10 protein-coding genes, 1 tRNA gene and 1 pseudogene are annotated in these 11,041 nt (G+C 60.6%); 5 read left to right on the top strand and 7 right to left on the bottom strand.

The genetic code is table 11. The annotated features are described in order from the left end of the window. Nucleotides 1–3: 3 nt before the first annotated feature. Together M729_RS0132655 and M729_RS01000000136355 are read right to left on the bottom strand one after the other, a co-directional pair. On the bottom strand, nt 4–1,785 hold the full coding sequence (locus M729_RS0132655; protein ID WP_013532694.1) for a TadG family pilus assembly protein: 1,782 nt from the start codon (nt 1,783–1,785) through the stop codon (nt 4–6). Further along, nucleotides 1,786–2,199 (bottom strand): TadE/TadG family type IV pilus assembly protein, encoded by a 414-nt coding sequence (locus tag M729_RS01000000136355; RefSeq protein WP_174564973.1) that lies wholly within the window; start codon nt 2,197–2,199, stop codon nt 1,786–1,788. A 412-nt stretch (nt 2,200–2,611) separates the two neighbouring features. On the opposite strand from M729_RS01000000136355, the gene M729_RS0132645 reads away from it, so the two are divergent. The 4 genes from M729_RS0132645 to M729_RS0132630 all read left to right on the top strand — a co-directional run bounded on the left by M729_RS0132645 (nt 2,612) and on the right by M729_RS0132630 (nt 8,076). Beyond that, a complete protein-coding gene (locus M729_RS0132645) occupies nt 2,612–4,204 on the top strand; it encodes a peptide ABC transporter substrate-binding protein (RefSeq protein WP_013532692.1) in 1,593 nt (530 codons plus the stop codon). Nucleotides 4,205–4,368: 164 nt separating this feature from the next. Beyond that, nucleotides 4,369–5,292 carry an ABC transporter permease subunit gene (locus tag M729_RS0132640; RefSeq protein ID WP_013532691.1) on the top strand — a complete coding sequence of 308 codons (924 nt, stop codon included), beginning with the start codon at nt 4,369–4,371 and terminating at the stop codon, nt 5,290–5,292. Next, nucleotides 5,285–6,409: an ABC transporter permease subunit gene (locus M729_RS0132635; RefSeq protein WP_013532690.1), complete on the top strand. Its 1,125-nt coding sequence runs from the start codon at nt 5,285–5,287 to the stop codon at nt 6,407–6,409. The genes M729_RS0132640 and M729_RS0132635 overlap by 8 nt, the downstream gene beginning before the upstream one ends. A gap of 47 nt (nt 6,410–6,456) precedes the next feature. Beyond that, complete coding sequence (locus M729_RS0132630) at nt 6,457–8,076, top strand: ABC transporter ATP-binding protein (protein ID WP_013532689.1); 1,620 nt, start codon at nt 6,457–6,459, stop codon at nt 8,074–8,076. 33 nt (nt 8,077–8,109) lie between these two features. On the opposite strand, the gene M729_RS0132625 is transcribed toward M729_RS0132630, so the two are convergent. The 5 genes from M729_RS0132625 to M729_RS0132600 all read right to left on the bottom strand — a co-directional run bounded on the left by M729_RS0132625 (nt 8,110) and on the right by M729_RS0132600 (nt 10,451). Then, entirely contained in the window at nt 8,110–8,454 is a 345-nt protein-coding gene (locus M729_RS0132625; protein ID WP_027164087.1) for a hypothetical protein, read from the bottom strand. A gap of 222 nt (nt 8,455–8,676) precedes the next feature. Then, nucleotides 8,677–9,117 carry a hypothetical protein gene (locus M729_RS1000000139610; protein WP_027164086.1) on the bottom strand — a complete coding sequence of 147 codons (441 nt, stop codon included), beginning with the start codon at nt 9,115–9,117 and terminating at the stop codon, nt 8,677–8,679. A 6-nt stretch (nt 9,118–9,123) separates the two neighbouring features. Further along, nucleotides 9,124–9,366, bottom strand: coding sequence for a hypothetical protein (locus tag M729_RS0132610; RefSeq protein WP_027164085.1), 243 nt, complete (start codon nt 9,364–9,366; stop codon nt 9,124–9,126). A gap of 180 nt (nt 9,367–9,546) precedes the next feature. Beyond that, nucleotides 9,547–9,837, bottom strand: coding sequence for a hypothetical protein (locus M729_RS0132605; RefSeq protein WP_024503706.1), 291 nt, complete (start codon nt 9,835–9,837; stop codon nt 9,547–9,549). Between the two features lie 537 nt (nt 9,838–10,374). Then, a tRNA-Pro gene (locus M729_RS0132600) sits at nt 10,375–10,451 on the bottom strand. A 201-nt stretch (nt 10,452–10,652) separates the two neighbouring features. On the opposite strand from M729_RS0132600, the pseudogene M729_RS01000000136350 reads away from it, so the two are divergent. Continuing rightward, a pseudogene (locus M729_RS01000000136350) lies at nt 10,653–11,041 on the top strand (phosphomannomutase/phosphoglucomutase); the annotation flags it as partial.

Below are 11,041 nucleotides of genomic sequence, written 5' to 3'. Positions count from 1 at the left end.
ACGTTACTGCACCAGCACGGCACGTCCGCATGTCGCGCCGGTGACCCGGACATCGGCCACGCCGAGATGCACGCCGAGCGTATCGAGTAGATTGTAAAGCAATGTGTCGACTGGTGCGGTCACGGTTTTCAGAAGCGTCGTCACAGCTGGCTTCACGGTGCCGAGCAACGCCGTTACGTCAAGCCCGAGGATACCAAGCGCATTGACGGAAAGCGACAACTTGTCGACCAGTGACGTTGTCAGCGTCTGGGTAATGTCCCGTGTCGGCGTCGTCTTGATGGTTTTGGCGGCGATCTCGGTTTTGTTGAAGACCAGGTTGGTCGGGCTGACGTTGGTGATGTCGGCACCCGCCGAACCCTTCACCAATATTAGCGGGATTTTTAACAGCAGCAGATTGAGGCTGACATCCGCGATGTTGGCGTCGGAGAACGACTGCGGGTTGCTGAAATCCGCGAAGGCGGTGGGGCTGTTATCGGCATCGCTGGCGGCAAGGTTCACCGCCGCGATGCCGGGCTTCGCGGCAATGGTAACCTTCAGGCTGTCGGGGCCGGTCGGGCAGTTGATGTCGGTCAGCTTGGCCTCGGCGTAGGCTACTTCGACATTCAGCGGCAGCTTGACCGACAGCAGGCTGATACCGCCGCCCAGGTTTGGGTTGCCGACGCCGACCGTGACAAGCAGCTTGATGCGCGTTTGCGCGGTGCGAACCACGGTGCCGGCTTCTCCAACCGCCAGCCATGGCGAGGATTGCGGTGGTTCGCCGATGGCGATGGCGAGCGTGGTCGACAGCACCCCGGGAATGGTGGCTCCGAGGGCGACGTCGACCTGTTTTGAACCGTTTGCCAGTCCGGCGGCGGCCGTCAGCATTCCCAAGGCGCTGGCGTCGACGCCGAGGCCGGCGGGCCTTTGGCCGAGGCCCAACTTGCCGACGGAGCCGAGATCGACCAGATGACTGAGCGGGATCTGGACCGTGCTGGTCGACTTGGACGCGATCGTCTGCAGGGCGACCTTGGCCGTGTTGCCAAGCCCAGGCACATTGGCCATGGCCGTGGCGATCTGGCCGACGGTCGCCTTCGATGCCAACACATCCGAATACGAGACGCCAGTTAGGTTCAGCTGTGTGGCAAGGCCGTCCACGAAGGAGAGCACGCTCACATCCGCGGAGATCAGCGCGTTGTAGTCCATGACACTGAGCGAGATGTTGCTGCCGAGCAGTCCGCCGAGAAGCGCGTTGAGGATACCGCCATCGAGGCTGGCGAGCCTCGATCCGACCGAGAACGTCGCCTGTGGCGTCATGCTGGCGGTGGCTTGGGTGCCGATGACGGGAGTGGGGATCAGCGAACTCGCGAAATAGCGGGCGGGGATCTTCTTCAGGGTGACACGGACGGCATTGTAGGGGGTTATGCTGGCCTGGAAACGCTGGCCCACATTGGCCCCGGATGCCACATATCGCCCGGGCGTGACCGTCACGACGGTTTTGCCGACCGCCGGCTCGATCGTCTGTCCCGAGCTTTGAACGACAACCCCTGGCATGCCGTTGTCGGTCAGCGTGGTAACGACCGCTGTATTGACATTGGTCATGTTCGAGGCGGCGGTGATCGCCGCCAGATCCACCATTGCCTGCGCTTCGCGGCGCTCGGTGTAGATCGAGGCTTCGTCGATGGCCACTGCGGCCAGCGCCAGCGCCACCGGCGCGCTCAATGCCGCCATGACGGTGAAGTTTGCTTTCCTGTCACTCAGCATCAACCGGGCAAGCCGACCGATCCCATTGCACGCATGCAGCAGCATTCAAATGCCCCCGACCCTGATCGTTGACTGGCGCCTGATCGTGGTCCCGGGCATGGCTATGCCCGGGAAAAGGTTCCAGATCGGCAGGTTGCGGGCGTCGTATTGTATGGACACCACGAACTGGCTTCCATCGGCCGAGCTGTCGTTGGCCTGGTAGGTCAACTTGCTGACATCCACGAAGGGATATCCGCCGGCATTGTTGGTGACGAAGCTGGCTACGAGCGTTTGACGTTCGGTTTGGTTCAACCCGGCAATTGCCGTGCGGGCGGCATCCGCTGCGATCTGCTGGATCGAGTTGGCGGCGCCGAAGTATATACCGTATGCAACCATTCCGAGTAGAAGAAGAATGAAAATCGGTGAAAGTAAGGCAAACTCAACCGCAGAGGTACCGCGCTCTTCTTGAAATTTCCGCATTAGTTGACGGATTTTGGGCAATTTACTTGCTCCGTTACTCATAGCCGCCGCGCGTCTGAAGCTCGAACTGTATAGAAGGTACTCGTAATGTAACCTCAGGTTGCTTAAGAACGCATTAAGACATTCCGGCAAACTGGCATGGCTCCCGATTCGCGGTGAAAAATAGCGTCGAGGTGAAGAAACCAAGTCAAGCTTTTGGTTTCGGCTGGTGTTTCAGCGGCCACACCATAGCTTTCGTCCGCCTTACTTTGGGTGACCCAGAGAGTCTGTTGAAATAAAAATTCTCCGCGTTAGTGTCTGGGCACGAGCCGCAGGACGGGAACCAGCGGCGCGCTCAAAGGGGTCAGATATCGGCTCCAGGGCGTCAACACTTAATAGGCGCGCCAACGGCGGCGCCGACAGGGAGAACTTCATGCTGAAAAACATGCTGAAGGCGACTGTGTTCGCCACGACGATGACGCTGGCCGCCGGGACGTTCTACACGCAGGCCTTTGCCGAGACCGTCTATAACAGGGGCACCGCCGCTGAATCGGAGTCGGTCGATCCGCACAAGACCTCGACGGTTTACGAAGCCAATGTCCTGCGCGACCTGTTCCAGGGCTTGGTCATGCAGGACCAGAAGGCCAATCTCATTCCTGGTGCCGCCGAGAGCTGGACGGTTTCGGACGACGGAACCGTCTATACGTTCAAGCTGCGCAAGGACGGCATGTGGTCGGATGGCAGCCCGGTTACGGCGGACGATTTCGTCTATGCCTTCCACCGGCTGGAGGATCCGGCGACCGGCGCCGAATATGCCTCGATGCTGTATCCGGTAAAGGGTGCGGAGGACGTCAACACCAAGAAGGGCAAGCCTGAGGACATGGGCGTCAAGGCGATTGACGCAAATACGCTGGAGGTCACGCTGAAGGCGCCGACGCCCTACTTCCTGGAGATGCTGACCCACCAGGCGACCTATCCGGTGAGCAAGGCCTCCATCGAAAAGCTCGGCGCCGATTGGATCAAGCCCGGCAATCTCGTTTCGAACGGCGCCTATACGCTGGCCGAATGGGTTCCCAACGATCATATGAAGCTGGTCAAGAACCCGAAATTCTGGGATGCGGCGACCGTCAAGTTCGACGTCGTCAACTACATCCCGACCGAGGACCGCTCTTCGGCGATGAAGCGCTTCGAGGCAGGCGAACTGGACAGCTACGACGACCTTCCGACTGAACAGCTCGCCGATCTCAAGACCAAGTTTGGCGACCAGATCCACGTCGGACCGTATCTCGGCACCTATTATTATGCGATCAAGACCGACAAGGCGCCGTGGGATAATGTAGAGCTGCGCAATGCCATCTCGATGGCGATCGACCGCGACTTCCTCGCCGAAAAAGTCTGGCAGAACTCGATGCTGCCCGGCTATTCGATGGTGCCTCCCGGCATCGAAGGCTACACGCCGGCAATGGCCAAATATGCGGACATGCCGCAGATCGACCGCGAGGATGCGGCCAAGAAGATCCTCGAGAAACTCGGCTATACGCCCGAAAAGCCGCTGAAGATGGAAATCCGCTATAACACGTCGGAAAACCACAAGAACACTGCGGTGGCGATCCAGGAACAGCTGAAGCCGCTTGGCGTCGATGTCACGCTGCTCAACACCGACACCAAGACCCACTACTCCTTCCTCGAGCAGAAGGGTAACTATGATCTGGCACGTGCCGCCTGGATCGCCGACTACAAGGATCCGGAAACCTTCCTCGGCATCTCGCGCAAGGCCAGCGGCAACAATTATTCGGACTACAACAGCCCGGCCTATGAGGCGGCCATGGACAAGGCGGCCGCCGCCGGCGGCAACCCCGAACAGCGCATGAAGGAACTGGCCGACGCCGAACGCATCCTGGTCGACGATGTCGGCCAGATACCGCTCCTCTATTACAGCTACCACGATATCGTCTCCTCGAAGCTGCATGGCTTCGTCGACAACGTGATGGACGTGCATCCGTCGCGCTTCGTCAGCAAGGACTAACCCTGGCCAAGCCACCGCGCCCTCCAGGCGCGGTGGCGATGGTTTGCCATCGCATCGGCCCGGGTACCGGAATTCCATTTCGGCAAATGTCGGTGCGAAGATTTGAAAGCTGGAGCGCGGCCGTCTAACTGGACGCGCGCGGCTCTGGATCAAGCGGGGCACCGATGCTGCGATACGTATTACGGCGGCTTCTGACCGCCATTCCAACGCTGTTCGTCATCGTGACAATGGCGTTTTTCCTGATGCGCGTCGCGCCGGGCGGTCCATTCAACCAGGAGCGGGGGCTCAGTCCCGAGATCAGGGCCAATCTCGAAGCCCAGTTCGGCCTCAACGACCCGCTCTGGCTACAATTCGTCCACTATCTCGGCAATTTGTTGCGCGGCAATTTCGGCCCGAGCTACAACATGCCGGATTTCACCGTCACCGAACTGTTCGCCAAGGGGCTGCCGATTTCGGTTCAGCTCGGCGCCTCGGCGCTCGTCCTGGCGCTGCTGCTCGGTTCCGTGCTCGGCACCATTGCGGCGCTCAATCAGAACAAGCTTGGCGACTATACGGTGATCGCGCTGGCGACGGCCGGCAGCACCATCCCAACCTTCGTCATCGCGCCGGTGATCCAACTCCTGTTCGGGCTGACCTGGAGGCTGCTGCCGATCGGTGGGTGGGGCGATGGCGCTTTCATCAACAAGGTCGGTCCGGTGCTGACGCTCGCCCTGCCGCAGATCGCCATCGTCGCCCGGCTGATGCGTGGCTCGATGATCGAATCCTTGCGGTCCCACCACATCCGCACGGCGCGCGCGCTGGGCCTGTCCGACTGGTCGGTGGTGGTCAAGCACGCGTTGCGCGGCGCCATCCTGCCGATCGTCTCCTTCACCGGTCCGGCGGCGGCGGCACTGCTGACCGGCTCGGTCATCGTCGAGACGATCTTCTCCATCCCAGGCGTCGGCCGCTATTTCGTCGATGCCGCGCTCAATCGTGACTACACGCTGGTGATGGGAACGGTGGTGGTGATCGCCATCTTTACCATTGTCTTCAACCTGATCGTCGACGTCATGTACGCGGTCGTCGATCCGAGGGTGCGCTATGACTGACATCGCGGCCACAGTCGCCCCCACCGTCATCGGCCGTTCGCTCTGGGGGGATGCCTGGGCGCGGCTCAAGGCCAATCGCGCCGCCATGTTCAGCCTGTATTACCTTGCCCTGATCGGTGTCGTCAGCGTGTTCGGGCCGTGGTTCGTGCCGCATCAATACACCACCATCTATGCCGACTATGTGCGCATGCCGCCAAGCCTGTCAGCCTATCCGAAGGCCGACATGATCGAGACGGCGCTCACCGAAGCGATCAAGCGCATGCGGGTCGACATCAAGGAATGGCGGCAGGAAGGCAACCAGGTCTTCGTCACCGTCAAGTCGACCAGGCCGATCGACGATCGCAACATCCGCTATCTTGACCGATCAGATGCCTTTGACGACACCAAGATCGAGAGCAAGTCGCCGGACGGTCTCGAAGTGACGATGAGCGCCTCGATCAAGCAGCAATATTTCCTGTTCGGCACCGACAACACCGGACGGGACCTGTTGTCGCGCACGCTGATGGCCGGGCGTATATCGCTGGCCATCGGCCTGCTCGCGGGCGTCGTGGCGGTGGTCATCGGCGTGGTCTACGGGGCCGCTGCCGGTTTTGCCGGAGGCAAGGTCGACGAGGTGATGATGCGCATCGTCGACGTGCTCTATTCCTTGCCCTTCATCTTCTTCGTCATCATGCTGGTGGTGTTCTTCGGCCGCAACTTCGTGCTGATGTTCCTGGCCGTCGGCGCCGTGCTGTGGCTCGACATGGCGCGCATCGTGCGTGGCCAGGCACTGTCGATCCGCCGCCAGGAATATGTCCAGGCGGCGGAAGCCATGGGCGTCGGCCAGCGCGGCATCCTGCTGCGCCACGTCATCCCCAATCTGCTCGGCCCGGTGGTCATCTACATGACGCTGCTGGTGCCGCAGGTGATCATACTGGAAAGCTTCCTATCGTTTCTCGGCCTCGGCGTGCAGGAGCCGATGACCAGCTGGGGCGTTCTGATCTCGGTCGGCGCCAAGAACATCGGCACCGCCAACTGGCTGCTCCTGTTCCCCGCCTTCTTTCTCGTCTCGACGCTGTTTGCGCTGAACTTCGTCGGCGACGGCCTGCGCGACGCACTCGACCCGAGGGATCGCTAAGATGGGGATCGCTAAGATGCGGATCGATAAAGAGGGGGACCGCTGAGATGGCTGCTTCCGAAACGATCCTCAGCGTCAAGGATTTGCGTGTCCGCTTCCGCACGCTCGACGGCGCCGTCGAGGCGGTCAAGGGCATAAACATCCATGTCAAATCGGGCGAGACCGTTGCCGTGGTCGGCGAATCCGGCTCCGGCAAAAGCCAGACGATGATGGCGGCGATGAGCCTGCTGGCGTCGAATGGCGAAGCGACAGGCAGCGTCGACTATCGTGGCCGCAATCTTCTAACACTCAGCAAATCCGAGCTCAACAAGGTCCGTGGCCGCAAGATCAGCATGATCTTCCAGGAGCCGATGACTTCGCTCGATCCGCTCTATTCGATCGGCAACCAGTTGATCGAACCGATCCGCCGTCATCGGGGCCTGAATGTCGCGGAGGCGCGTGAAGAAGCGCTCAAACTGCTGCGGCTGGTGCATATTCCCGATCCCGAGCGGCGGATGAAATCCTATCCGCACGAAATGTCGGGTGGCCAGCGCCAGCGTGTGATGATCGCGATGGCGCTCGCCAACGACCCTGACATATTGATCGCCGACGAGCCGACGACGGCGCTCGACGTGACCATACAGGCGCAGATCCTGATGCTTCTGGCCGAATTGCAGCGCAAGCTCGGCATGGCGATCGTCTTCATCACCCACGATCTTGGCATCGTCCGCCGCTTTGCCGATCGGGTCTATGTCATGCGCCAGGGCGAGGTTGTCGAGGAGGGGGAGGCGGAGGCCATCTTCGTCAACCCACAGCATGCCTACACGAAAATGCTGCTGGCGGCCGAGCCGACTGGCAGCAAGGCGCCGCCGCCCGCCAACGCCCCAGTGCTGCTCGAAGGCAGGAATGTCGAAGTGACGTTCAGGATCGGCGGCGGGTTTCTTGCTGGCGAACCGCTGATGCTGCGTGCAGTCGATCACATCTCGATCCGGCTGCAGCGCAACCAGACCATCGGCATCGTTGGTGAATCCGGCTCGGGCAAGTCGACGCTTGGCCGCGCCTTGCTGCGGCTGTTGCCGAGTGACGGGCTCATCCGTTTCGGCGATCGCGACATTTCCCAAGCCGACAGGCAGGCGATGCGGCCGCTGCGGCGCCAGATGCAGCTCGTCTTCCAGGACCCGTTCGGCTCGTTGTCGCCGCGCATGACTGTCGGCCAGGTCATCACCGAAGGACTTCTGGTGCATGAGCCTGACCTTTCGGGCAAGCAGCGTGATCAACGCGCGGTCGAGGCATTGCGCGAGGTCGGCCTCGACCCCAACGCCCGCAACCGCTACCCGCACGAATTCTCCGGCGGTCAGCGGCAGCGCATCGCCATTGCCCGCGCCATGATCCTGAAGCCCAGGCTGGTGGTATTGGATGAGCCGACTTCGGCGCTCGATCGCTCTGTGCAGAAACAGATCGTCGAACTGCTGCGCAAGCTGCAGGCGGACCACGAATTGTCCTATCTCTTCATCAGCCACGATCTGTCGGTCGTGCGCGCCATGGCCGACTACATCATCGTCATGAAACAGGGCAAGATCGTCGAGGAAGGGCCGACCGAGGCGATCTTCAGCAATCCGCAGCACGCCTACACACAGACGCTGATGGCCGCCGCGATCGACGTGACGCGATTTCGCCTGAGCGCCTGAACCGGGCTCTGCACCGAGGCGTTGGCTGTCCGCTCAATTCGCGGACCTCTGGCACTTGCGCGCTCGCACGGCGGCAATGGCATCCTGTTGCTGCTTAAGCCGGTCGATCCTGGCTGTTTCACGGTTGGCTACCGCGGTCTTCACGCGTGAGCCGCCGAGCAGCCAGCGTGGAACATTGGTGTTGGTGACCTTGCCGCGCGTGATTGCCGTTTGCGAGATGTCACGGGCGACGTCTCCCATCGCGCTGTTGAGGTCGGTGCACGTCATTGAATCGTATTTCGCTGGATCGACGGTTCTGCCGAGCGATGAACAGCCAGCGACGAGAACCAGCGTCATCACAAGAATCAAGTGCGGGGCTGTGGTTGAATTCAAATTCATGTCGCACTCGGCCCGCCGTTTCACTCATTCCATCAGGTCAATCGACCCTAGAGCCGACGGGCCTTTTCGTCAAAATATGCGGCCGCGAAGGAACCTGCCACAGGGCTCGGCCATGCGGTCGACAGCAGGAACATCCCCAGTCTGAATTGCTATTTGCCGGGTGTGGAGTTCAATCGCTGGCAAACGGAGAGTGCCGGTTCCGGCGACGTCGAGGCGGCTTTCCTAAGCTGCTTCGGCCACCAACGTCGACGGGGGACCGCCGAGCACTGTCTGAGCGATCTCGGCGTCATTTTCATCGACATGCGCCGTCACCAGGACGACGCCCTCGGCCACGTCCTGATCATCCGCCTTTATGGCGGCTTTGGCGAATGTTCCAAACAGACCGCCGGCAACGCCGCCACAGACCGCGCCAGCCACCGCTGTTGGCAATACGCTCGCAGCAACAGGATTGATGCCAACTGCCGCAACGGCGCTCAGACATGCCAACCCGCCGGCGGCAGCGCCCAGTACCGACCCCAAAGCGGAAACCCAAACAGATCCTGTCTCGTCATTGTAAGGCCCGATGATCGCGATCTGTACGCGAGGAATTCCGGCCGCCACCAAGTCGCTAGCGACCCGCGTCGCATCGGCGTGGGAATCAAAAAGTCTGCTAATCGTCGGCATGGTCGCTTAACGCTTCGGGCTGTTCAGCAGCGTGTCGGTGAGGAATGACGCGGCAATCAGGTCGTCAACCTCGATTCGGCCCTCGCCGCCCTCCATGATGGCCGCGACCTTCTGGAAGATCTTTATCTCGTCTTCGGTAATCTGGGCTTGCTGCATCCTGGCCTTGATCTCTGTTACTCGCGTGCTCAGGGCATCGGATCGTTTGGTCTCACGGTTCGACATGCTGCTGCTCTTGGTTTCATCGATCATTTTTGCCCGCCACCCCGAATTTGGGGCAAGCGCATGCGTTTCCAACCTGGACTTCGGTCGGGCAGGGGTCAGACCTAAGTCTGGCTAGGGGCAATTGTCTTGCCGACGATGCTGCCAAAAGCATGATCAAAGGGCCTCTCGTGGCCCGATTCCTTCAAGAATCGGGCCGGAGATCTGTGGTCAGTACCCGTCGTTCTCGATCACCACGGGATGGTGCCGATGGTGGTGGCGATGGGTGGAGACGGAACCTGTCACGACAACGGTATCGCGGTGATGATGCCGGCGCCCATGGTCGTAGAACGCCACAGTACCATGGCGGCGGTGGTGCAAGCGCTGACCGTCTTCGTTGATGATCTTGACGCTGCCGTGATGTCGATGATGGGTTCTAACAACCACATCGGCTTCGGCTGCCGAAGCCACGACGGGCAGTCCAATGGAAAGCGCCAACGCGCACATGATCATTGTTTTCATTGCAATTTCTCCGTTTTCTTAATTAGCCCTTCATTGGATTAACTGCCCCTGATCGCTTTGGTTCCGGTGGTCCGGCATCGGCCCGAACGTTCACTGTCACCGCCGGATCTCGTCAACGACGGAACATTAGACGTGCCTGATGGTTTTATTTCTCGCAGCCGGGATCACGATTTGGTGTCTGCTGCGGATCAGTCGGCAAAGACTGGTCGGCCCGCGTTCTCCGCCAGAGGCGCGGGCTTCCCCCAGGCAACAGGAGAGAGATCATGAACAATATCATTTGGCTCGTTGAAGCTGTGGTCATCGTGATAGCGATCTTGAGCTTTTTTGGCCTCCGCTAGCCGGACGCGCGTACCAGTTGAGATGTTTTCCGGAATCTGTCCGCGAGCGCACGCATGAAGGCATAAAGCGGCCGGTTGACCGTCTGGTTGCTGTTCAGTGCAACAGGCATCGCTGTCGGCCGGCGGGGAGACGCGAGTAATCTCGCTTGAGGGGCAGGTGGAGCGCCGAAGTCGGGATGCGCTAACTCTTTGTTTTTTCTGGTCGGAGTGGCAGGATTTGAACCTGCGACCCCCTCGTCCCGAACGAGGTGCGCTACCAGGCTGCGCTACACTCCGTGACCAGACCGCGGGCTTATAGCCGCCACACTTCGTTCCTGCAAGCGGCATGGCAGCACTTCTGTCGCATTTCATCGGCTTTCGTCGAGCATAGCCCGAAAGGCTCGGATTCCCTCCTGGGATAAACGTGGCTTAAAGCCTTCTGTGCTAAGCCGCAGTCCTCGACAACTCGTAATTTCCGCCACTCGGAGTTTTCCAGTCTTGTCCTTCAGCATCGTTGGCGACGCCCGGCCCAACAGTTTCGAGTTCGAAACCGAAGCGCTGATCAAGCCATCCGGCTTTCGAGAATATGATGCGCGCTGGTGGTTTGGCCATCCCGGCTCCGCGCAACTGCCGGAGCTCAATCTGATTGGCGTCCAGGCGCTCGGAATGGGGCTTGGCACGCTGATCCGCCGTGTCGGTGCCGGTCCCGATATCGTCACCGGGCACGATTTCCGCTCCTATTCGCTTGGCATCAAGCTGGCGCTGGTGTCCGGTTTGATGGCTGCAGGCGCTCGGGTGAGGGACATCGGACTGGCGTTGTCGCCGATGGCCTATTTCGCCCAGTTCGCACTGGACGTGCCTTCGGTCGCTATGGTCACCGCCTCGCA

Origin of the sequence: Mesorhizobium sp. WSM1293 (genome assembly GCF_000513875.1) — a bacterium.
Lineage (GTDB): Bacteria > Pseudomonadota > Alphaproteobacteria > Rhizobiales > Rhizobiaceae > Mesorhizobium > Mesorhizobium ciceri.
The sequence above is the reverse complement of the archived record's forward strand: the minus strand, read 5'-3'. Positions and strand labels throughout refer to the sequence as shown.

Bases quoted from the DNA above. Each gene is read 5' to 3' on its own strand.
- M729_RS0132610 (WP_027164085.1), bottom strand. From the start codon at position 9,366: ATGATCGATGAAACCAAGAGCAGCAGCATGTCGAACCGTGAGACCAAA.
- M729_RS0132625 (WP_027164087.1), bottom strand. From the start codon at position 8,454: ATGAATTTGAATTCAACCACAGCCCCGCACTTGATTCTTGTGATGACG.
- M729_RS1000000139610 (WP_027164086.1), bottom strand. From the start codon at position 9,117: ATGCCGACGATTAGCAGACTTTTTGATTCCCACGCCGATGCGACGCGG.
- M729_RS0132640 (WP_013532691.1), top strand. From the start codon at position 4,369: ATGCTGCGATACGTATTACGGCGGCTTCTGACCGCCATTCCAACGCTG.
- M729_RS0132645 (WP_013532692.1), top strand. From the start codon at position 2,612: ATGCTGAAAAACATGCTGAAGGCGACTGTGTTCGCCACGACGATGACG.
- M729_RS0132635 (WP_013532690.1), top strand. From the start codon at position 5,285: ATGACTGACATCGCGGCCACAGTCGCCCCCACCGTCATCGGCCGTTCG.
- M729_RS0132655 (WP_013532694.1), bottom strand. From the start codon at position 1,785: ATGCTGCTGCATGCGTGCAATGGGATCGGTCGGCTTGCCCGGTTGATG.
- M729_RS0132630 (WP_013532689.1), top strand. From the start codon at position 6,457: ATGGCTGCTTCCGAAACGATCCTCAGCGTCAAGGATTTGCGTGTCCGC.
- M729_RS0132605 (WP_024503706.1), bottom strand. From the start codon at position 9,837: ATGAAAACAATGATCATGTGCGCGTTGGCGCTTTCCATTGGACTGCCC.
- M729_RS01000000136355 (WP_174564973.1), bottom strand. From the start codon at position 2,199: ATGCGGAAATTTCAAGAAGAGCGCGGTACCTCTGCGGTTGAGTTTGCC.